Consider the following 22479-nt stretch of genomic DNA (forward strand, 5'->3'; position numbering starts at 1 on the left):
CAATAGAAAGGTGTATCGTGCTGAGAGATTAGCTATCTTCAAGAAAAGTAGCCATAATCCTCAGCAATCTGCAACGGTTGGCTGTTTGGGCAGGCAGCACAATAATCAGAGTTAGCATAACTTTATTCCATGCAAAACACCCTAGAGATACTTGCTTCTTCCGACTCGCCGAGTCTTTCCAAAAAGCAACCCGTAATCCCAAATTATGAAGCAGCCGATCGGCAATTTGTCAATTTGCTAGAAGTCGAGGATTTAGACAAGACGGTGGCGACAAAACCGTTACTTGTCAGCGATTTTGAAAGCGCGATCGCCTACGCAATTCAAGCAGCTTACCAACAGGAACCGGGCGATGAGGCCGCTCACCGCTTTTTGCAGCGCGTACTTTACCGCGTCAACCGCCTCAACTTGTTTTGGTACGACGATTTGCGCCGCTACAACAATGAGCGATCGCACTATTTGCGTTCTGTGCGCGATCGCATTGAGGAACCTTGGCAGCAGTGGGAAATCGCGCAAATCGACGTTGCAGCGCTGCAAAAATTGCCTGATGTCAAGCAAGCCCTGCGCGATCGCGCGGCCGCCGATGTCGATCCTCCGCTAACTGAGATCGATCGCTACCAGCGGGAACAGATGACTGAAGAGGGATACAAACACCTGCTGGCGATCGCCTCCTTCGACGGTTTAGTGGAAGCCAGCCGCCTTTCTCGCATCCTCGGCGGTGCTGGCAACGAAATTCAGTGCACCCTTACCCGAGTGCTGATTGAAGAATACGGCGGCGGTCGCCTCCCCCGCAAGCACTCGACCTTTTTTGCCCAAATGCTCGCAGAATTCGGGATGAGTACGGAACCGGAAGCGTACTTCGATTTAGTACCTTGGCAAGTGCTCGCAGGCATAAATCACAACTTTCTGCTGACGGAACGCAAGCGCCATTTTCTGCGCTACAACGGCGGACTCACATATTTTGAGGTGGCGGGGCCCGTCGCTTACCGCAATTATCTAGCCGCCGCCCAGCGTTTGGGCCTCTCGCAAGCTGCGATGGGTTATTGGGAACTGCACATCAAAGAAGATGAACGTCACGGCCGCTGGATGCTGGATGAAGTGGCGATGCCGCTGGTTGACAGATACCCGCAAGAGGCGTGGGAACTGGTGTTGGGCTACGATCAGGAGAAGTCGATCGGCGATCGGGCTGCGGCTGCTGTAGTGCGATCGATCCAAGTGGCAGAAAGGAATTAACGGCTATCTAGGGTGCATCAAAGACTGATGCACCCTATATCTTGCACCGTTCTCAATAATCCTTTTAGGAACAGGCAAGATGCCTGTTCCACAAGAAATACACTCTTTGTGGAACAGGCATCTTGCCTGTTGCTGACAATAATGGTGGAACAGGCATCTTGCACCTACCAGCGATGTATTTTAAAATGCTGTCATTAACTGAATTAGCTCGATCGACAAATCTCTTTGCGACTTTTCCTGTTTCTTAAACAAAACTCCAGCCAGCAGATAGATATTTTCCGAATAAAAAGCCATTCCCTGTTCTCTGAGAGTTGCGATCGCGCTTTTCACCTTCGGTTCCGAACTATAATACCCAAAACTTAAAGGTGCAATCTCAAAATTCGCAACCGAGTAGCCTCGATCCAAGGCATAATCGACCAAACCCACCGGATTAGAATAGCTAGAAACCATCAGCAAAACTTCGTCACTGCCCAGAGATAAAAGTTTTTTAGCAATTGTAGAACCATCACTCCCGCCGTGCAACAGCGGCTGGTAAATTTTATCATCCACCGCAGGCAAGTAAGGGGGATTTGAGATTACACAATCCGCCGACTCGTATAAAGGCGAATCAAAAAAAGAGCAATTGTTGACCGTGTATTGTTCGCTCAGTTCATATTCCTTAATTTGAGACTGAGCAATTTTCCAAGCTACATTATTTAGCTCAAATCCCTGTATTTTCCCGTCAAAGTCAGTTCTCAGCAAAGACTTAATAACAGGACTTCCCTCTCCTGAACCAAACTCTACGATAAGTCGAGAATTGTCGCTGGCATTTAACACTAAACTTTCCAAGCAGTGCGCGTAAAAATCCGATTCTTCCGGGCAGTGGAATACCTGTTTCAGAGGATGGGATGAAGTGAGCATAAATTCGGTCGGTAACAAAGGTGACTGTTTTTAACTTATCGGACAACTAATAGTGCAGCAATCTGTCGCAAGAGCTATTTTCTAAATTTTTAGAATCTATCTCTTCCGGTTTTACATAATATTGCGATTAAATAACTATTACTGCCGATAGATCGTCACTTTAACAAAATTAATCCGTTTGGCAGATAGCAATTATATCGATTACTGTTGAGATAGGTAAAGGAGCCACTAATTATTAATTTTAATAGTGTCAAACATGACTTTTTTTAATTATTCAGTTCCGCCTCTGCGCCGCAAACAGATTAACATTGCCGTTCAGGATTTAGAAGGGCTTTGGCACGTTCAGTTTCCCCTTGGCAAAGATCGATTTTATTCAAAATTTTATACTTGTCTCGATCGAGCTTGCCTCCTATGGAGCTTGCTGTTAATACCCATATTCGGCACGGCACAATTTTTTTCGATGAGTTGGATGCTGCAAGCAGGTTTGTGGTCAACACTCAGCCTCGTAGGTACAGCAGCTATGGTAAGCTGGACATACTATTGGGTTAAAATAGAACGCCTGACTTGGGTGCTTTACGGTTGGGTAATACTGATGTTATTAGCATTGCTGCTAACCGACTTGGCCATTTTTTTGAGTTGGGGAAAAGTGTTGGCCAATCTCTGTCCCCTGTGGTTGGGAATGAGCGGAATCGGCTATTTTTGGACGGGATGGGCAGTGCGATCGCGCGCGATTTTAGCTACCAGTTTATTTCACGTGTTGGGGATTTTAATTTTGCCTTACACTGGCGGTTGGTATTTCCTATTTACGGGAGCCGTAATGGTATTTAGCTTGCTCGTTTTAGCGGAATTGCAATGGGATATGCGCCAGCCGATTAACACCCTGCATTAACTGGTGTACCGCCGCGATTCTCACAGCTATCAACCTCAAGCATTAATCACACTTCATCAGTACCTTGCTAAAAACTGATGATATCATGACCGCTAGAATAACTTCACTCACATTAGTTGGTAGTGAGGATTTGACTCATCATTTAATGAGGAATGAAGTCCTCACTACACACCGGATAACGGTTATTTTAGCGGACAGGAGAAGACTGATAACTGATGACTAATTGCCACCCGACTGTACAGATTTGCGGGTTTGGTTAGTATCGTCGCCCTTGTGATGCCAAGTACCACCTTCGCCCTGAACATATTCAGATTTTACACTGTTCCAAGCAACGCTAGTAGCACCATCGGCGCTCATTCCATCTTCGCTAGCGCTCTTAAAAGCAGCCTGAAAAATTTGTTGAGCTCCTTGGGGGAGTTCTTGTGCTTCCGAAGGTAAGGTATCAAATTGTTGTTCTGGCATAATGACCTCTAATTATTAAACATAAATTTAATCTTATATACTAGAAGCCACTACTTTCCTCTCTCTAAAAGCAAGTTTTAGACCGCATTTTTATCATTCTGAGGACAGATGTAATATTAAATTTATTCTGATCCTAGAAGGCCAGGGGCTTGCCGTTGCTGGTTGGGCAGGATTTGGGTAATTTCCTTGCTCAAACAGCGATTAATCTGATTTCGGCTTTTTAACTTGCGAACTTAGAAAAAGCGATTAACATTAGATAGCGACTTCGGGGAAGAATTCGATGCAGCATAGTTGATGTCCGCTTGGAAAATGTGTTAGAGAACAAGCGCTCTCTGGCATATCTTTGGTTTTACTATATCAGGGTTTAGCCGATCGCACTCACAAGCAATTCTGACGACTGGGCCGCCGCTGGTTAATTTAATCTCGCGCGGGCCCGACTCGGATAGTCCTCACTTCGTCTTCTGGTTGGAGGTAAGTCAAAACCCTGTCACAAGCCTTGCTGTTAGGCGGTTGCACGCGATCGGCCGACTCTGAGCGGTCGATCGTGCGTTTTGAGATAATTTAGTTTCCTGGGAAAGTTTGAGCGGTATTCTGCGAGTGCCCAAATTGCCAGCAGCAAGTTAAGGAAAAATAGCGCTCAAAAATTTTGAAACTAACTCCTCTGGCGTAGCCTTAAGCCAAAATTGACGGTGAGAAAATCAAGAATTTGTACCTCAAAGCACCACCAGCCGGGGAAAATTTATAGGAAGAACCGTGCCCTTGTCTCAGAAATCCGGTTGATTTGTATATGTCTCGTTACTCAACCAAAAATTTTTCAGAGAAACCCGCTTTCTATCCCCGTACACAAATTTTGATTTACCTAGTCGGCCGCCGAATCAAATTTCATCCACCACCTGAAATAAAAAGCCATTTTGTCAAATATTCCTAAAGATGAATGGCGAACTTGAAGCATACGTAATAGCTTATAAACTGTTAACGCGGCGGTGTAATTAATCAGGGAAAAATAATCGAGGGAACGGGAATAAATTTGCTCCCTTACCTTCATTATTCCGCAGCGAAGGTTAGAAAATTTGCACGTTACGCTGTCAATTTGACCCTGCGGTTTTGGCATCACAAGCGATCGCAAGACTCTACGTAAAAGCAAGCATTACCATGAAATCTTCTAAATTGTTGAAAGTTGTTTTAGCAAGCGCTTGTACTTTAGGTTTAGCAACGGTTTCCTTCGCAGTGCCTGCTTCAGCCCAGTCGGGAGGCGGCGGTGCAGGCGGCGGTGCAGGCACAAGCGGTACGGGCACAAGCGGTACGACAGGTACGGGCACGGGTACAAGCGGTACGACTGGCACCGGCACAAGCGGCACAACCGGTACGACTGGCACCGACACAAGCGGTACAACCGGTACGACTGGCACCGGTACGACTGGCACCGACACAAGCGGTACAACCGATACGACTGGCACGGGCACAACGGGTATGGGTACAACCGATACAACGGGTACGGGTACAACCGATACAACGGGTACAACGGGTACAACCGATACGACCGGTACGACTGGCACGGGTACAAGCGGTACAACAGGTACGAGTGACACTGGTACAACGGGTACAAGCGGTACGAGTGACACTGGTACAAGCGGTACAAGCGGTACAACAGGTACGAGTGACACGGGCACAAGCGGTACAAGCGGTACGAGTGACACGGGCACAAGCGGTACAAGCGGTACGACTGGCACTGGCACAAGCGGTACAAGCGGTACGAGTGACACGGGCACAAGCGGTACAACCGGTACGACTGGCACTGGCACAAGCGGTACAAGCGGTACGAGTGACACGGGCACAAGCGGTACAACAGGTACGACTGGCACCGGCACAAGCGGTACAACAGGTACGACTGGCACCGGCACAAGCGGTACAACAGGTACGACTGGCACTGGCACAACTGGTACAACGGGTACGACTGGTACGACAGACGGTACGACATCGACGCCGGCTGATACTAATTCTGGAGTTTTGAGTGCTCGGCGCGATAGCCCGAACAATTTGGGGTGGCTGGGTATCTTGGGCGCGTTTGGTTTGATCAACTTGTTCCGGAAAGGCAGTACACCCTCCCATCGGTAGTTTCGGGCGATTCCCTACGGAATAGCTTCGCACGCGCGGACTTTTGAAAACAACTTAGAGGCTTAGAAATTCATGACTTCACTCAATCGCAAAAGTTTGTTCAAAAAATTGGTAACAGTTGCCGGAATTGCCGGCGTTAGTTCCTTGATAGCTGTGCCGGGATTCGCAGAATTAAACCGCCAGACTCACGGCTTCAACCAGTCGGGCGATCGAGTTTTCGATCTTGCTCAAAACGATTCCAACAATCTTAATCCTCCTGACTCTCCTGTTAGCGATCCCAACAACAACAATCCCGGCGGTCGTTCTCCCAACACTCCAAATACTCCCAGCAACAACAATCCCGGTCGTTCTCCCAACAGCCCAAATACCCCCAGCAACAACAATCCCGGGCGTTCTCCCAACTCTCCAGCAGGTGGCGAAACTTCGCCTAATTCTTTCAGCAGCAGAGACAGAACCTTTGTCATGCAAGCAGGTCAAACTGGTATGCTGGAAGTGGAGCTCGGCAGATTGGCAGTGCAGCGCGGTTCTAGTGCTGGTGTGAAACAATACGGCCAAGAAATGGTAGAGGAACACACTCAGGCAAATCAAGAACTGATGCAGTTAGCAATGCAAAAGCAGGTTGAATTGCCAACCGAGATGAGCAGCCAGAACAAAGCTTTGATGGATCGACTTTCGGGACTCTCCGGTACAAGTTTTGACACTGCTTACAAGCAGGCTATGATCGAGAGCCACAATCAGGCTATTGCATTGTTTCAGGCTCAATCTCAACAGGGACAAGATCCCGACTTGAAGGCTTGGGCCACCCAGAAGTTGCCGAACCTTCAGGCGCACTTGCAAATGGTTAACCAAATGTTGGCAGATACCAGCAAGCCCAAATAGGAGGTAGAGGAAGTAGAGTGCGATCGCCTAAAAGCCCATCTCACTCTGCCTTTGCCGATCGGAGACTTAGCCTAAATCAATCATTTTTTAACAGACAGGCGTACGATCGCCCGATCGCGGAAACAAGCAAGTGCGATCGGGCGATCGTATTTCACCGCCGATTTATTCAAACCATACAAAATTAATTAGTCTTCAGTTTCCACAAACACACTCACAGCCGCCACAGCGATTAGCATTTCATCATTTTTATCATTCAGAGAGGCGATCGCCCTTCCTGGCACAATCATGCCTCCTTGCTCCACAATCAGAGTTTTGCTGCCAAAAGGCAGCACCGCCAACACCTCCTGTTCCCGCACTTGTTGAGGGTAAGGAACAGCCACCTTAACCTCAACAATCATCTGATTGGGGTCAGTCAAACCGGCCACTTCCCAGACGCCCAGCAAAGCATTGTGGGCGATCGCATTCCGTACAGCCCTTGCACAGGCTACAGTCGGTTCCTGCCCGTGCTGGTCTATACCCATCCCCATTTCAATGATGAAACATTTACGTGCCATTGTTGCCCCTTGGTTGATTTTTGTTTGTAGTCGATCGCACTCTTTCCCCAAACAATTATCAACCTAATAGACGGCTTTTGATATTATTTTATCAATCGATATCACAACAAAAGAATAATACCAGTCTCAAAAAAATCCAACTGTGAGCAAGCTTCAAACCCTTATCAAATCAGCCCTTCTCAATCTCAAATCTCAAATGGTATAACTTATGGTAATATAACCAAATTCAGCTTTCCTAGCGGACTGCCAAACTCATCGCCAGCTTGAATCATGGATAGTTTTCTACCAATTGCCTACTTTCAAAACCAATTTCTCCCCTTTACCGACGCCAAAATTTCCATCGCCACCCACGCACTGCACTACGGAACCGGAGTCTTAGGCGGGTTGCGGGGAATTCCCGACCCCCAAAATGCCGATCGAATATTGCTATTTAGATTAGACCGCCACTGTCAAAGATTAAGTCAAAGTGCCAGCTTCCTGCACTGCGATTTACCAGCCAGCAAAATCCAACAAATAATCATTGATTTTGTCCAGAAAAACCAGCCAACAAAATCATTTTATATCCGCCCTTTTATCTACACATCCAGTTTAGGAATTTCCCCCCGACTGCACAACGTAGAAACAGACTTTTTTGTCTACGGATTAGAACTTTCCGACTATTTGCCCAAAGAAGGAGTCAACTGTAGAATTAGCTCTTGGTATCGCCAAGAAGACCGCAGTTTGCCCTTAAGAGGTAAAATTAGCGGCGCCTACATCACCTCAGCTTTAGCCAAAACCGAAGCAGTAGAATCCGGCTTCGACGAAGCTATTATGATGAATACTCAGGGAAAAGTCAGCGAAGCTTCAGGAATGAACATATTTGTCGCCAGAAACGGTAAATTAGTTACTCCCGGCTTCGAGCAAGATATTCTCGAAGGAATTACCAGAGACAGCGTTATAACTATCGCTAGAGACTTAGGCATTGAAGTCATAGAAAGACCCGTTGATAGATCGGAACTGTTGATTGCAGACGAAATTTTTCTCTGCGGAACCGCCGCGAAGATTACGCCAATTAAGCGAGTAGAAAACTATCACTTGCCCAAAAACCGACCCATCACCGAAAAGATTTTGGACAAACTGACGGAGATTATCGAAAATCGCGACAGCAATTATAAAGAATGGGTATTTCCGATTAATCTTAATTAACCGAAAATACCTGTGCTCGTAGAAGCGAGTTCACTCTCACTCGTTACCAGGCAGAGCCTGGTAAAGCAGATCGGGAGGCTCTGCCTCCACATTTCAAGGCAGCCATTCGAGGCAGAGCCTCTGGATATCGGTTCCCACGCAGAGCCTAAGAACCAGTTGTTGTGGAGCAGGCATCTTGCCTGCTTCCTGCTAGGAACTACCCGCACAAAACAGCCGCGTGATGGCGAATGTGATCCTCCATAAAACTCGCGATCGAATAATAGCTGTGATCGTAACCTTCCTGCATCCTTAAAGTTAGCGGCTGTCCCGCTTTTTCACAAGCTGCCCCGAACACTTCCGGCAACAACTGCCCATCAGCAAGAAACGAATCCGCAGTGCCGCAGTCAATCAGAATCGGACGGTTGTATTGCGCCTCAAGCACCAATTCGCTAGCATCCCAAGCCCTCCAAATCTCTTTGTCGCTGCCGAGGTAGTTTGCAAAAGCTTTTTGTCCCCAAGGGCAGCGCATTGGCGCGGAAATAGGCGCAAAAGCGGAAACTGAAAGATAGCGAGCGCCATTTTTTAAAGCGCAAATTAACGCCCCGTGTCCGCCCATCGAATGACCGAAAATTCCCTGTTTTTCCGGTATCGCTGGAAAATTTTTGGCGATAAAATTAGGCAATTCATCAACCGCATAACTGTACATCCGATAGTGAGCATTCCAAGGTGCGGCTGTCGCATCAACATAAAAACCCGCACCACTTCCTAAATCCCAATCGTCATCTTCGCCAGGAATGCCAGTATTGCGCGGGCTAGTGTCGGGCGCAACCAGCATTAACCCGTATTTTGCCGCAAATTGTTGCGCCCCCGCTTTGGCCATAAAGTTTTCTTCCGTGCAGGTTAAACCTGATAGAAAATACAAAACTGGTACGGGTTGAGATAAAGCTTGCGGGGGCTGGTAAACAGCGAATTTCATCTCGCTGTTACAAGCGGATGATTGATGGCTGTAAAAGCCGAGTTTACCACCGAAACTTTTATGTTCTTTGTGCAGTTTTAGGGAGTCAGAGAGCATAATTGGGAATTGGGAATTGGGGATTAAGCTTTGTTCTATCTCACATCTTGCACCATTCTCAAGAACAGGCAAGATGCCTGTTCCACAAAGAGTGAATTTTCTCGCTTCACAGGCATCTTGCCTGTTCATAAAAAGCTTATTGAGAATGGTGCAAGATCTCCGTTCTATCCGTTACATCCGTTACAAAATCCGTTGCCGAACTTCTTCCTTCACCTTCAAAAACTCAAAATGTCAAAACTGTACGAATTACTTCGCCTTTGTGCATTAAATCAAAAGCTTCATTGATTTTGTCTATGGGCATTACCCGAGATACCAAACTATCAATATCAATTTTACCGTCCATGTACCAATCAACAATCTTAGGAACATCAGTTCTACCTTTTGCCCCCCCAAAAGCCGTGCCTTTCCAAACTCTGCCAGTTACTAGCTGAAACGGGCGGGTACTAATTTCTTGACCGGCTCCCGCTACCCCGACAATTACGCTCACACCCCAACCTTTATGGCAGCATTCCAAAGCTTGTCGCATCACATTAATGTTGCCGATACATTCAAAACTGTAATCAGCTCCGCCTTTGGTTAAATCTACTAAATAAGGCACTAAATCGCCTTCCACTTCGCGGGGATTGACAAAGTGAGTCATGCCGAATTTTTCCGCCATCTCTCGCTTGTCGGGATTCAAGTCTACGCCGACAATCATGTTAGCTCCCACCATGCGAGCCGCTTGAATTACATTCAAACCCACGCCGCCCAAACCGAAAACTACCACATTAGAACCAGGTTCTACTTTCGCCGTATTGACGACCGCGCCGATGCCAGTTGTTACGCCGCAGCCGATTAAACAAACTTTATCAAAAGGAGCATCTTCGCGAATTTTTGCTACTGCAATTTCCGGCAATACTGTATAATTAGCAAAGGTAGAAGTTCCCATGTAATGGTAAAGTTTTTGCCCGTCTAGAGAAAACCTGCTGGTGCCGTCGGGCATCACTCCCTGGCCTTGAGTCACGCGAATTGCTTGACAGAGATTAGTTTTTTTGCTCAAACAATATTCGCAGTTGCGACATTCAGGAATGTAGAGAGGAATTACCCGATCGCCCACTTTGACGCTCGTGACTCCCGGCCCAACTTCTGCGACAATCCCGGCTCCCTCGTGGCCTAAAATAGCCGGAAACAAACCTTCAGGATCGGCACCGGAAAGAGTGTAAGCATCAGTGTGACAAACACCCGTGGCTTTAATTTCCACCAGCACCTCTCCAGCCCTCGGCCCATCCAGATCCACCGTTTCAATGCTCAAAGGTTGGCCGGCACTGCGAGCAACTGCTGCTTTAACTTTCATGCTTTCTCCCTGCGATCGATTTGTAAATTCACCAGTCAATATGTATTGTATTACTTAATGTCAAAATTCAGCAAATCTATGACAAAATTAATTGTAATTACCGGAGTTAGTCGCGGTCTTGGTCTTGCCATGACCGAAAAGTTTATTGAATTGGGACATACAGTTGTGGGATGCGCCCGTTCTTCCGAAGCCGTGGAAAAACTCAACCAAAAATATAGTGCGCCCCATTATTTTACTTGTTTGGATGTCACCAAAGACGATCGAGTAAAAGCTTGGGCAACAGATATTCTGGCAAAAAATGAGCCGCCAGATTTGCTCATCAACAATGCAGCTTTAGTCAACCATCCCGCGCCGCTTTGGTTAGTCAGCAGCGAAGAATTTTCCCAGCTAATAGATATTAATATTAAAGGTACGGCTAATGTAATTCGCCACTTTGTGCCGGCAATGATTGCTCGAAAAAACGGCATAATTGTCAACTTTAGTTCTGGTTGGGGAAGGTCAACTTCGCCGGAATTCGCGCCCTATTGCGCTTCTAAGTGGGCAATAGAAGGACTTACGCGATCGCTTGCTCAAGAATTGCCCGCAGGTATGGCAGCAGTTCCTTTGAATCCGGGGATAATTCACACCGATATGCTGGACATTTGTTTCGGCGAAGATGCAGCAAGTTACACGTCAGTCAAAGCCTGGGTGCAAAAAGCAGTTCCTTTTTTACTAAAATTAAAACCTTCCGATAACGGAATGCCGCTGACTGTTCCTGGATAATACAGCAACCCTTACAGGATTTGCGAACATCTCTCTTTTCTTCTCCTCAGCGCCCTCTGCGGTTCATTAAAAAATTCAAAAATGAAATAAAATTGCTATATTCCCAAATCACAACTCTTTCCCCAAATAGCCACTGTGAACTTGCCGCTAACCTCCCCCTCGCAAACCGAAACCCGCAAAGCAGACCACCTGCGGATTTGCCTCGAAGAAGACGTACAATTTCGCGAAACTACCAGCGGCCTCGAACGCTACCGTTTTGAGCACTGCTGTTTGCCAGAACTCGATCGCACTGAAATCGATTTAACCTCCACATTTCTCGGCAAAAAACTAGCAGTTCCCCTGCTAATTTCCTCGATGACCGGCGGCACAGAATTAGCCCAGACAATCAATTATCGCCTCGCCGATGTCGCTCAAGAATACAAACTGGCAATGGGAGTCGGTTCCCAGCGAATCATCGTAGAAAAACCTCAACTAGCTCCTACATTTGCCGTCCGCCGCCGCGCTCCAGATATTCTGCTGTTTGCCAATATCGGAGCCGTTCAATTAAACTACAATTACGGTTTGGAAGAGTGCCAAAAAATTGTTGATATTTTAGAAGCCGATGCCCTAATTTTGCACCTCAATCCGCTGCAAGAGTGCGTTCAAACCGAAGGCGATACTAACTTTAAAGGACTGCTAGAGAAAATTGCCAAATTGTGCGATAAATTACCAGTACCAGTTATTGCTAAAGAAGTCGGCAACGGTATTTCAGGAAAAATGGCAAAGAAATTGCTCGCTGCAGGGGTAGGTGCGATCGACATTGCCGGGGCCGGAGGCACTTCTTGGGCGAAAATAGAAGGAGAGCGAGCTAAAGATGGCAAGCAGCGCAGGTTGGGCGCAACCTTTGCCGACTGGGGAATACCAACAGCCGAGTGCATTGTCAGCACCCGCGCCGTAGCGCCGGATGTTCCTCTGATTGCCTCTGGAGGCTTGCAGAATGGGCTGGATGCAGCGAAGGCGATCGCCCTTGGCGCGGATATTGCGGGACTGGCGCGGCCGTTCCTGCAAGCTGCAGCGGAATCGGAATCAGCCGCAGCCCTCCTAGCTGAGGCTTTAATTGCAGAAATCGCCACCGTGATGTTCTGTACGGGCTGCGGTAATTTGGATGAGCTAAAACAATCTGGGGTTTTGGAAAGGTTAAGATAAAAGTGAGTCAGCAGTCAAAAGTCATTAGTCAGCAGTCAAAAGTCATTAGTTAATAACTAACGACAGCGGAAAATTGCTAAATCCTAGTTACAGGAATTACCAATAATATCGTTTCCGCTGGCATGGGAATAATATTTTTCCGAGTGCAGTGCGAGCGGGACGCTCACCTCGGTATCATTCCACTCTCACCGGATGTGCTCTAACTAATGACTAATGACTAATAACTAATGACTAATAACTAATTACCAATTATCTAATGAAAGATTTCCTAAAATATACCTGTGCAAGTTTACTGGGAACCTTCCTAGGACTGCTGCTGCTGGGCAGCATCGGATTGGGAGGACTCGTACTGCTAATTGCTATGGCGGCATCGTCGTCTAAAGATTCAGGCCCGCAAGTTAAAGATAAGTCGGTATTGGTATTAGACCTTTCTTTAAATATTACCGACAGCAAACCGAGCCGTAGCACGGGCGCGGCGATTGAAGAAGTGCTTTCGGAAGATTCCGGCGATACAGTGACGCTGCGGACTGTTTTAGACACGATCGAATATGCGAAAAAAGACCCGAAAATCGTTGGCCTTTATCTTGAAGGCAGCTCGGATTCGAGCAGCAGCGGGTTTGCAAATCTCAAAGAAGTTCGATCGGCCTTGCAGCGTTTCCGAGATGCCAAAAAACCCATTTTTGCTTACCAGATGGACTGGAATGAGCGAGATTATTACCTCGGTTCCGTTGCTAATACAATTGCCGTCAACCCTTACGGCGCTTTGGAAATCAACGGTTTTAGCAGTCAGGGAATGTTTTTCACGGGTGCTTTGGAAAAATACGGCGTGGGAGTGCAAGTGACTCGCGTCGGCAAATACAAGTCAGCCGTTGAGCCGTTTTTGCTCACAAAAATGAGTCCCGAAAATCGCCAGCAAACTCAAAAGTTGCTCGGAGATATGTGGGGAGAATACCTGAAAACGGTCGCTCCGAGCCGCAAAGTGACTGTTCCGCAACTGCAAGCGCTTGCAGATAAGGGCGGAACTTTGATGGCTGACGAAGCTCTCAAAAACAAGTTAGTTGATAAAGTTGTATACTTTGACGAAATATCGACCGAACTCAAAAAACTCACAGGAACCGATCGCGAAAACAAATCTTTCAAGCAAATTAGTTTGAAAAACTACGCAAGAGTTGCTGAGGATAAAAACTCAACTCGCGCTAACAAGAAAAACCAAATTGCTATACTTTACGCCGAGGGAGAGATTGTAGACGGCGAAGGGGGCCCGACGGAAGTAGGAGGCGATCGCATCGCTCAAGAAATGCGGAAAATTCGAGAAGATAACGACGTAAAAGCAGTGGTTTTGCGCGTTAACAGTCCCGGAGGCAGCGCGACGGCGGCCGAAGTCATTGGACGCGAAGTTATGCTGACGGGCAAAAAGAAACCAGTTATCGTTTCGATGGGCAATTTAGCAGCATCCGGCGGTTATTGGATTTCGATGGGTTCCAGCCGCATTTTTGCCGAACCCAATACGATTACCGGTTCGATCGGCGTTTTTGGAATGCTGTTTAACGCCGAAAAGTTGGCTGCTAACAACGGCCTAACTTGGGACGTTGTGAAAACCGCCCGCTTTGCGGATACTAACACGGTTTCCCGTCCCAAAAATCCTCAAGAATTGGCGAATATTCAGAGGATAGTCGATCGCATTTACGATCGATTTATTACTAAAGTCGCCAACTCCCGCAAACTGCCGAAAAACAAGGTACAAGAAATTGCTCAAGGCAGGGTGTGGTCTGGTACGGCTGCGAAACAGTTGGGTTTAGTCGATGAAATTGGCGGGCTTGAAGATGCTGTCAGAGAGGCGGCGAAGCAAGCTAAACTCGGCGACGATTGGAAGTTAGAAGAATATCCCAAACGCCGCACTTTGGAGGAGCGAATTTTGGAAAGAATTTCAGGCGTTCACGTTTTGAAACCAGCCACCAAACTCGACCCGCTAACGGCAGAATTTAAGAAAATGCAAGATGAATTGGCTGTGATCAAGTCGATGAACGACCCGCAGGGGATTTACGTTCGCTTGCCTTTCAATTTGCGGATTGATTAATTAATACCAAGTCCGGGATTTTTACCTCTTTATTCTTCAGTCCCCCTCTGTGCGGACGAAAGTTTTGCTCTTGAACCGTTGCAAGCGCTGAGTCCGATCGGGGTTTTTAACCCGGATTTGGTAAAAGTAGGCTGACGCATCCTACCAACAACTGAAAAACCCGGTTTCTGGAAGAAACCGGGTTTATGAATACCCTAAAAGTCGATCGACTGGGAATTGGCAATATTTATTATGCTGCACGCTGAGTTAACAATCCCCAGATGAAAAGTAGAACGAGCGCACCTATGACTGCAAAAGCTATGCTGGGAATACTCAATGCTCCGACAGAAGCTCCGCCGCTCCCCCCCAAAAACATGTTACCTAGATAACCTCCCACTAGGGCGCCCAAAATTCCTAAACCTGTTGTTGCCAGAAAACCGCCACCTTGAGTTCCCGGATAAATGGCTTTGGCGATCGCACCAGCAATGAGTCCTAGAACAATCCAAGCAATAATATTGCCCATTTCTCTTTCTCCTGAATACTTAAACTTTTCTCGTCCCTTGTCTTATGTTCTTAGAATAACAACCGCTATTGAGCCTTTACCTCTACCGTAGGGAGGAACCGAAAGTGGTAGGATTTCTCATCAATCGTCCCAGTTTGAGGCTTTTTAATATCTCAAAAGAGTTAACCTCACATCTTGCACCATTTTCAAGAACAGGCAAGATGCCTGTGAAGCGAGAAAATTCACTCTTTGTGGAACAGGCATCTTGCCTGTTCCTAAAAAGCTTATTGAGAGTGGCGCAACATCTCAGTTAACCCACTTTTTCTAGCGAAGAAAGGTACTTATGCTCAAACCAAAAGGAAATAGGAGAATCTTTTCTGGGACTTTTTGTGTTTTCGTGGTTAAAAAAATTACAATATTTCTGTGAAATGAGGAAAGTTTGCGCCCGATGGATCTGACTCTGTGCATGATTGTGAAGAATGAAGAGGCAACACTGTCGCGGACTTTGGACAGCGTTAAGGGTGTTGTTGACGAAATGGTGGTAGTGGATACGGGATCGGGCGATCGCACCCGTGAAATTGCCCGAGAATCCGGGGCGAGGGTTTATGAGTTTGAATGGTGCGACGACTTCGCAGCGGCGCGCAATGAGTGTCTGAAGCACGCTCAGGGCGACTGGATTTTGGTATTAGATGCCGATGAGGTTTTGGTACCGGAGGTTGTACCTCAAATAAAGCAGGCAATTGCGAGCGATCGGCTGCTGCTAATCAATCTCATCCGCCAAGAAATCGGTGCCTCTCAATCTCCCTATTCCCTAGTGTCGCGCTTGTTTCGCAATCGCCTCGATATCCGCTTTTCTCGCCCTTACCACGCCATGGTAGACGACAGCGTGGCTGAGATTTTGCAGAGGGAACCACAATGGAAAATAGCTTCTCTCCCCGATGTGGCGATTTGGCACTCTGGTTATCAAAAAGATGCGATCGCAGCAAAAAGTAAATTCCAAAAAGCTCAAGCAGCAATGGAACGCTATATCGCTTATTATCCAAACGATGCTTATGCTTGTAGCAAATTAGGCGCGCTGTATGTAGAAAGCGGGCAAATCGGGCGGGGAATTAATTTATTAACCAAAGGCTTGACTGCCGAGTCGATAGATGATTCTATTGTTTACGAATTGAACTATCATTTGGGAATTGCTTATCGCCAGCAGCAGCAGTTTGCTAAAGCAAAAGAACACTATCAAGCTGCAATTAATACAGATGTTTTCCCGCCCCTCAAGTTGGGTGCTTACAATAATTTGGGCAATTTGCTCAAAGATGAAGGAGATTTGAAATCTGCTGAAAAAGCTTACAAAGCAGCTTTAAAAATTGACCCAAATTTTGCAGCAGGTCACTACAATTTAGGACTGACGCTGAAGGCAGCCGGAAATATAGCAGATGCGATCGCCTATTACCGACAAGCGATTAAAATCGATCCCGAACACGCGGAAGCTCATCAAAACTTGGCAGTAGCGCTGCTGAAAATTGGCAAAATGCCAGAGAGTTTAGCAGAATTCAAAAGAGCGATCGCCCTTCACGAACAGCGCCGCCCATTTGAAGCAGAACGCCTGCGCCGGGGACTACAAGAAATGGGTTTAATGTAACTGAAATTATGGCTTTTATGGGCGGGCAGGATGCCCACCCTACAATCAAATTCTCGGATTGTGGAACAGTCATCTTGCCTGTTCATTAAAAATATTCCAAGATATGAGATGCAACCAGCAAAATCAAGCAATTATCTCTACTTTGCCGCTATCCAAATCGTAGCGGCCCCCAACAACTTTAAGCTTGCCAGCTTTGACTGCTTCCGCTAAAAGAGGCGACGAGGATTCTAACTTATTTACATTCATTTTCACATTAGCTGTGACTGCGTTATCCCACGCATCGCCTGTTTGACCTTTGGTCGAATCAACTGCCGGTTTAATCGCCGCCACCAAAGTGCTAATGTGACCCGGCACAGCTTTGCCATCTAAAGCTGCTTTGACAGCACCGCAGCGTTCGTGACCCAGAATTACTAATAGCGGCACGCCTAACTCTAAGGTGGCATATTCTATATTCCCGAGAACCACATCGTCGAGAAAATTGCCAGCTATTCGGATATCAAATAAATCCCCCAATCCTTGGTCGAAAATAATTTCGGGAGCAACGCGCGAATCAGAACAGGCCAGGATGGTTGCAAACGGATGTTGACCCTGTGCTACTTCTACAACTCGCGATCGAGCTTGGTCGGGAAATGTCCGTTTTTGCTCAATGTAGCGTTGATTCCCCTCGATCAATTTCTGGAGAGCGCCCTCGGGAGTAATGTCAGAAATTTCCTCTGCCTTTGCGGGTTGGATTTGCAAAAGCGCAGGTGCAAAGCTTGCCGCCACCATCCCTGCACCAGCCCTCAAGATTAAATTCCGTCGCGAAATCATACCTGTTCTTTCGCTTTTAGTCATTGCTTGCAACTCGGTTCAATTGTTTGTATTTGTTAGCATAATATATACCTTAAGCTCAGCCAGACTTCTTTAATTTTTCTTTACACGCAGCTCCCGCCAAATTTAAACTTCCAAAAAGTTGCCCCTTTTTATTTCATAAACAGTCCTGGACACACGCTAACAAAAAAAAACCGCTCGCTCGTTGTCGCGAGCGAGCTAATATGACCAAATTACGTGCAGAAACCGGGTTTTTGCGTCAGTCCCGATCGAGGTAACTGCGGCCATCCTTTGGCCGGCAGAGGATGCTAGAATGTATCTAAAACGACGACAATTATTTGTCAATAAATCGAAATGTCTTACGTCGCCAGCATTCATATCTATCCGGTCAAGTCCCTTGACGGCATAGCTGTCAGTCAAGCCACTATTCTTGCCAGCGGTGCTCTGGAAGGCGATCGCTCTTTTGCAATCTGCGATGAAGCAGGAGAATTTGTTAACACTAAGCGCAACAGCGGAGTCTCTTTTCTGCGCTTATCCTTTGACATCAAAAAGAGAATAGCCGGCCTGAAAATTCAAGACACCGAACAAGAATTTTTTTTTCATGTAGATAGAGAACGCCCGGGAATAGAATATTGGTTGAGCAACTACTTCGGTTTCCCCGTCAAGTTAATTGAAAACTTGCTGACAGGCTTTCCCGACGATAGCGCTGCACCAGGGCCAAGCATTATCAGTACCGAAACAATTGCCGAAGTTGCATCTTGGTTTCCGAGAGTTTGCGTTAACGAGATGCGCCATCGCTTGCGAGCTAATATTGAAATAGGAGATGTCCCGGCTTTTTGGGAAGACCAACTTTTCTCACAATCCGATGAAATTGTGAGGTTTAAAATAGGAACAGTAATATTTGAAGCTATTCATCCCGGTCAGCCATGTATCCTATCTACGCGAAACTATGGGGCGAAAGCAGGCGATCTAAATTTTAAAAATATACTAACAGCCAAGCAGAAGGAAATCATGCCTGACTTGGTAAAAAAAGGGCATTTAAATCACTTTAGTCGGCTGATAGTTAACACGCGACTCGCACCTCAAGCCGCCGAAAAAATATTACACATAGGAGACGAAGTTCACATTCTCAGCGTCAGCAACTCTCTATTGAATACCATTTCTGATTAGTTGTAGGTTACGAGTCTGATCGAGCCGGCGGCAACTCCAAAGAAAGTTGACCCAAAACACCAGTTCTAAAATCGTTTAACATCTGTCGCGCCGTTCGTTCGACATCTCCTTTATACTTGTCTTTTGCGACCTCGTGCAAATAATCTTCACCATTACTAGATGCTGGATCTAATTTATACCTGGATTTGAAACCAGATAGTGATACCAACGTGTCATCAGTCGCCTCCAGCCCTTGCAGCAAATCTACCATCGCTGCTGCTACTACCTGATTGTCGTAAGCTGCTTCGCCAATATCTTCGCAAATAGCTAATTTTATGGCATTTTCTTGATTGTTAATTCGGGTTGGGATCACTCCAGGCGCGTCTAATAATTCAATTTCGTCAGAAATGCGAATCCATCGGAGCGATTTAGTTACTCCAGCTCTGCGGGCACTGTCCACCACTCTCCGCCCTAACAGCCGATTAATTAGAGCAGATTTTCCCACATTGGGAAAGCCCATCACCACTGCACGGACTGGACGGGGCAGCATACCTCGATCGAACCTTCTTTTATTTAGCTGCACCCCAGCATTCTGCACCGCATCCGCCACATCATCTACTCCTTGACCGTGCTCGGCATTAGTAAAATACGCAGTTTCCCCCTGGGCCTCAAACCATGTTTCCCACGCCTCGCGCGATCGAGGTGTAATCATATCCATGCGGTTGATGACCAAGACTCGCGGCTTGCCGCCCACCCAGCTCGGCATTTGGGGGTGATAAGTAGCCAATGGAATGCGGGCATCTCGGACTTCGAGCACCACATCTACCCGCTTTAGCTGTTCTTTTAATGCCCGTTCAGCTTTGGCAATGTGACCGGGATACCAGTGAATTTTCATTAGTTAGTTGACTGTTGACTGTTGACTGTTGACTGTTGACTTTTGTTACTTGTTAGTTGTTATTAGTTAGTGGTTAGTTGTTAGTTGTTAGTTGACAGTTGTTATTGGTTAGTTGTTGAATGACAACAGTCAACAGTCAACTGCCAACTACCAACTGTCAACTGTCAACTGACAACTGCCAACTGACTAAGGCACAATCAAAACTGCACAAGGAGACAGATTGATCACCCGATTGGTAACGCTGTCAGACGCCCCATCATCGGTTAAACCCATCCCCCGACAGCCCATCACAATCAAATCGGCCCCAATTTCGTCAGCCACATCGCAAATCGTGAAAGCAGGTTTGCCTTCCCGTTCGATGATTTCAGCTTCAATTCCCTGCTGGGAAAACATCGATTGGGCCTCAGAAAGAAGTTTGGCGACTGCTTCGGGGGAAGTCATCACCTCTCGCGCGGGGGCGTCGGCCTCCTCGGCTGGGGGCTCGACTACCGAGAGAATTACTAAGCGAGAGGCGTAGGTTTTCACGATATTGACCACCTTTTCGGCAGCTTCGCGGGCTTCTCGGCTTTGATCTACAGGAAATAAGACAGTCTTGAACATACTGCGCATCTCCGGGACGCGGACTCCGATAAAATGTTTACGTTGAGCCAATCAGTGCCGTTTGTTTCATCTTCCGTTTTTTGTACGGACGCGGTTGAATGCGTCCGAGGCCCAAGTGCAAGTGACCAGTGCCGCCATTTCAACGGAATTCGACAAAAACACACATATTAGGAGGTTAATCCTGTGACAAAAAAAACTGTAGCAAATTTATCGGCATCGGACTTATCGGGCAAACGGGTATTGGTGCGGGCGGACTTTAACGTGCCGCTCGACAACGGCAATATCACCGATGATACTCGCATCCGGGCGGCTCTGCCGACAATTCAAGATTTAGCGTCCAAGGGCGCTAAGGTGATTTTGTGCAGCCACTTCGGCCGTCCCAAGGGTGTGACGGAGAAGTTGCGCTTGACGCCGGTTGCGAAACGGCTGTCGGAATTGTTGGGTAAAGAAGTCAAAAAGACTGACGACTGCATCGGTGATGAAGTCGCTGCTACAGTCGCCGGGATGCAAGATGGCGATGTGGTTTTGCTGGAAAATGTCCGCTTCTACCCAGAGGAGGAGGCCAACGACCCGGAATTTGCTAAGAAGTTAGCTTCTGTGGCCGATTTGTATGTCAATGATGCTTTTGGTACGGCTCACCGGGCTCACGCTTCTACTGAGGGCGTTACTAAGTATCTGAGTCCTTCTGTGGCTGGGTTTTTGATGGAGAAGGAACTGCAATATCTCGGCAGTGCGATCGACAATCCTCAGCGTCCTTTAGCTGCTATTATCGGCGGTTCTAAGGTTTCCAGCAAGATTGGAGTCATCGAAAAACTTCTGGAGAAGTGCGATAAATTGCTGTTGGGCGGTGGGATGGTTTTCACGTTCTACAAAGCTCGCGGTTTGAGCGTTGGCAAGTCTTTGGTGGAAGATGACAAGCTGGAACTGGCTAAGTCTTTGGAAGCTAAGGCGAAGGAACGGGGAGTTACTTTTCTGTTACCTACTGATGTGGTAGTTGCTGACAAATTTGCTGCGGATGCTAACACTCAAACAGTCCCTGTTGAAAGCATCCCCGACGGTTGGATGGGTTTGGATATCGGCCCGGATTCAGTGAAAACTTTCCAAGATGCTTTGGCCGATTGCAAAACAGTAATCTGGAACGGGCCGATGGGCGTGTTTGAGATGGAGAAGTTTGCTGCTGGAACTGAAGGGATTGCTCATTCTTTGGCTGGACTTACTAAAACTGGTACTACCACAATTATCGGTGGTGGTGACTCGGTGGCGGCTGTGGAACAGTTGAATTTAGGCGAACAAATGAGCCACATTTCCACTGGTGGCGGTGCTAGTTTGGAACTGCTCGAAGGTAAGGAATTGCCTGGTGTTGCTGCTTTAGATGAAGCTTAATTAAGTTAAGTAGGGCGGGCTTTGCCCGCCTTGCTGTCAGCAGGTCTAAATCCTTGGCTGCGAATCTTTTTTTATTTACCGCAGAGGGCGCAGAGAACGCAGAGCAACAGAAAAGAGAGCAGGATATGGGTTTAAATTCTACAGTTTGCTAGTATAATTTATTTGAAGTAGCAGTGAGGTTTGTTTGTGAAACTTAAAATCTTGGCAACTGTAACGGCAAGTTTAGCTTTGTTTTGGCTGGCAGCTCCTGTCAAAGCTCAAAATCCAGATCATGTTAGGCAATTGCTGGAAACTAAAGAGTGCGAGGGCTGTGACTTGAGAAATGCTGATTTGTTCAAGGCTAGCTTGTACAGAGCTAATTTAAGAGGAGCGGATTTAAGCGGAGCAAATCTCTATGAAGCTAATTTGCTAGAAGCGGATTTAAGTGATGCTAATTTGGCAAATGCTAACTTAGTTAATGCCGAGATGTACGGTGCTGAATTGAATGGTGCTAATCTGCGAAATGCGGATTTGTCTAATGCTTTTTTGGGGCGAGCGAATCTGACGAGTGCTGATTTGCGCGGTGCTAAACTTTTTAATGCGAATCTGGGCGAAGCTTATCTGCTGCAAGCTAATTTGTCGAATGCCGATTTGAGACGTTCGCTGCTGTTTAGAGTTAATTTGAATCGTGCGAATTTAAGCGGAGCGGATATGTCTTTCGCGGATGTGCGCGATACTAATTTGCAGAATGCTATTTTGTCAAATACTAGGCTTCCTCGGGTTCAATTGACCGGGACAAATATTGATGCGGCGAATAACGTGCGACAGGCTGATTTGGAACGTGCCAACTTGCGAGGTACGAATTTGGGGCCAGGGGTTTGCGTGAGCACTAATTTTCCTTATTGTGTTTTGAATGTGGAATAA

Annotated in this window: 21 protein-coding genes; 12 read left to right on the forward strand and 9 right to left on the reverse strand. The window is 46.9% G+C overall.

What is annotated here, in order from left to right; genetic code table 11:
• The first annotated feature begins 129 nt into the window (after window positions 1-129).
• Window positions 130-1230, forward strand: a complete 1101-nt coding sequence (locus tag QUB30_RS18220; RefSeq protein ID WP_333336003.1) for an iron-containing redox enzyme family protein — start codon at window positions 130-132, stop codon at window positions 1228-1230.
• Window positions 1231-1410: 180 nt separating this feature from the next.
• On the opposite strand, the gene QUB30_RS18225 is transcribed toward QUB30_RS18220, so the two are convergent.
• Window positions 1411-2130, reverse strand: a complete 720-nt coding sequence (locus QUB30_RS18225) for an SAM-dependent methyltransferase (protein WP_333336006.1) — start codon at window positions 2128-2130, stop codon at window positions 1411-1413.
• Window positions 2131-2386: 256 nt separating this feature from the next.
• On the opposite strand from QUB30_RS18225, the gene QUB30_RS18230 reads away from it, so the two are divergent.
• Entirely contained in the window at window positions 2387-3019 is a 633-nt protein-coding gene (locus QUB30_RS18230) for a hypothetical protein (RefSeq protein ID WP_333336009.1), read from the forward strand.
• A 219-nt stretch (window positions 3020-3238) separates the two neighbouring features.
• Here QUB30_RS18230 and QUB30_RS18235 read toward each other — a convergent pair whose 3' ends face one another.
• A complete protein-coding gene (locus tag QUB30_RS18235) occupies window positions 3239-3481 on the reverse strand; it encodes a ChaB family protein (protein WP_333336012.1) in 243 nt (80 codons plus the stop codon).
• Between the two features lie 1152 nt (window positions 3482-4633).
• Here QUB30_RS18235 and QUB30_RS18240 point away from each other — a divergent pair.
• Together QUB30_RS18240 and QUB30_RS18245 are read left to right on the forward strand one after the other, a co-directional pair.
• Window positions 4634-5596 carry a hypothetical protein gene (locus tag QUB30_RS18240; RefSeq protein WP_333336015.1) on the forward strand — a complete coding sequence of 321 codons (963 nt, stop codon included), beginning with the start codon at window positions 4634-4636 and terminating at the stop codon, window positions 5594-5596.
• 72 nt (window positions 5597-5668) lie between these two features.
• A complete protein-coding gene (locus tag QUB30_RS18245) occupies window positions 5669-6475 on the forward strand; it encodes a DUF4142 domain-containing protein (protein WP_333336018.1) in 807 nt (268 codons plus the stop codon).
• A 185-nt stretch (window positions 6476-6660) separates the two neighbouring features.
• Here the strand turns inward: QUB30_RS18245 and QUB30_RS18250 are convergent, their stop codons facing one another.
• Window positions 6661-7029: a Lin0512 family protein gene (locus QUB30_RS18250; protein ID WP_333336020.1), complete on the reverse strand. Its 369-nt coding sequence runs from the start codon at window positions 7027-7029 to the stop codon at window positions 6661-6663.
• Between the two features lie 270 nt (window positions 7030-7299).
• On the opposite strand from QUB30_RS18250, the gene QUB30_RS18255 reads away from it, so the two are divergent.
• Window positions 7300-8214 carry a branched-chain amino acid transaminase gene (locus tag QUB30_RS18255; RefSeq protein WP_333336023.1) on the forward strand — a complete coding sequence of 305 codons (915 nt, stop codon included), beginning with the start codon at window positions 7300-7302 and terminating at the stop codon, window positions 8212-8214.
• Between the two features lie 196 nt (window positions 8215-8410).
• Here QUB30_RS18255 and fghA read toward each other — a convergent pair whose 3' ends face one another.
• Window positions 8411-9265 (reverse strand): S-formylglutathione hydrolase, encoded by an 855-nt coding sequence (fghA, locus tag QUB30_RS18260; protein ID WP_333336255.1) that lies wholly within the window; start codon window positions 9263-9265, stop codon window positions 8411-8413.
• Window positions 9266-9488: 223 nt separating this feature from the next.
• A complete protein-coding gene (locus QUB30_RS18265) occupies window positions 9489-10598 on the reverse strand; it encodes an S-(hydroxymethyl)glutathione dehydrogenase/class III alcohol dehydrogenase (protein WP_333336025.1) in 1110 nt (369 codons plus the stop codon).
• A gap of 78 nt (window positions 10599-10676) precedes the next feature.
• Between QUB30_RS18265 and QUB30_RS18270 the strand changes: the two genes are divergently transcribed.
• The 3 genes from QUB30_RS18270 (at window position 10677) to sppA (ending at window position 14622) form a co-directional block, all read left to right on the forward strand.
• Window positions 10677-11360 carry an SDR family oxidoreductase gene (locus QUB30_RS18270; protein WP_333336028.1) on the forward strand — a complete coding sequence of 228 codons (684 nt, stop codon included), beginning with the start codon at window positions 10677-10679 and terminating at the stop codon, window positions 11358-11360.
• Between the two features lie 135 nt (window positions 11361-11495).
• Window positions 11496-12545 (forward strand): type 2 isopentenyl-diphosphate Delta-isomerase, encoded by a 1050-nt coding sequence (fni, locus tag QUB30_RS18275; RefSeq protein WP_333336030.1) that lies wholly within the window; start codon window positions 11496-11498, stop codon window positions 12543-12545.
• Between the two features lie 256 nt (window positions 12546-12801).
• On the forward strand, window positions 12802-14622 hold the full coding sequence (gene sppA, locus QUB30_RS18280; RefSeq protein ID WP_333336034.1) for a signal peptide peptidase SppA: 1821 nt from the start codon (window positions 12802-12804) through the stop codon (window positions 14620-14622).
• A 229-nt stretch (window positions 14623-14851) separates the two neighbouring features.
• On the opposite strand, the gene QUB30_RS18285 is transcribed toward sppA, so the two are convergent.
• On the reverse strand, window positions 14852-15124 hold the full coding sequence (locus tag QUB30_RS18285) for a GlsB/YeaQ/YmgE family stress response membrane protein (RefSeq protein ID WP_333336037.1): 273 nt from the start codon (window positions 15122-15124) through the stop codon (window positions 14852-14854).
• A 427-nt stretch (window positions 15125-15551) separates the two neighbouring features.
• Between QUB30_RS18285 and QUB30_RS18290 the strand changes: the two genes are divergently transcribed.
• Entirely contained in the window at window positions 15552-16739 is a 1188-nt protein-coding gene (locus QUB30_RS18290; protein WP_333336040.1) for a tetratricopeptide repeat protein, read from the forward strand.
• Between the two features lie 123 nt (window positions 16740-16862).
• Here QUB30_RS18290 and QUB30_RS18295 read toward each other — a convergent pair whose 3' ends face one another.
• Window positions 16863-17573 (reverse strand): carbonic anhydrase, encoded by a 711-nt coding sequence (locus QUB30_RS18295; protein WP_333336043.1) that lies wholly within the window; start codon window positions 17571-17573, stop codon window positions 16863-16865.
• Window positions 17574-17903: 330 nt separating this feature from the next.
• Between QUB30_RS18295 and QUB30_RS18300 the strand changes: the two genes are divergently transcribed.
• Window positions 17904-18719, forward strand: coding sequence for an MOSC N-terminal beta barrel domain-containing protein (locus tag QUB30_RS18300; RefSeq protein WP_333336046.1), 816 nt, complete (start codon window positions 17904-17906; stop codon window positions 18717-18719).
• Between the two features lie 7 nt (window positions 18720-18726).
• On the opposite strand, the gene ylqF is transcribed toward QUB30_RS18300, so the two are convergent.
• Window positions 18727-19593 carry a ribosome biogenesis GTPase YlqF gene (gene ylqF / locus QUB30_RS18305; protein WP_333218923.1) on the reverse strand — a complete coding sequence of 289 codons (867 nt, stop codon included), beginning with the start codon at window positions 19591-19593 and terminating at the stop codon, window positions 18727-18729.
• A gap of 186 nt (window positions 19594-19779) precedes the next feature.
• Window positions 19780-20193 carry a universal stress protein gene (locus QUB30_RS18310; RefSeq protein WP_333045478.1) on the reverse strand — a complete coding sequence of 138 codons (414 nt, stop codon included), beginning with the start codon at window positions 20191-20193 and terminating at the stop codon, window positions 19780-19782.
• 183 nt (window positions 20194-20376) lie between these two features.
• Between QUB30_RS18310 and QUB30_RS18315 the strand changes: the two genes are divergently transcribed.
• Together QUB30_RS18315 and QUB30_RS18320 are read left to right on the forward strand one after the other, a co-directional pair.
• Entirely contained in the window at window positions 20377-21576 is a 1200-nt protein-coding gene (locus QUB30_RS18315; protein WP_333336050.1) for a phosphoglycerate kinase, read from the forward strand.
• 186 nt (window positions 21577-21762) lie between these two features.
• Window positions 21763-22479: a pentapeptide repeat-containing protein gene (locus QUB30_RS18320; protein WP_333336053.1), complete on the forward strand. Its 717-nt coding sequence runs from the start codon at window positions 21763-21765 to the stop codon at window positions 22477-22479.

Origin of the sequence: Microcoleus sp. BROC3 (genome assembly GCF_036702515.1) — a bacterium.
GTDB lineage: Bacteria > Cyanobacteriota > Cyanobacteriia > Cyanobacteriales > Microcoleaceae > Microcoleus.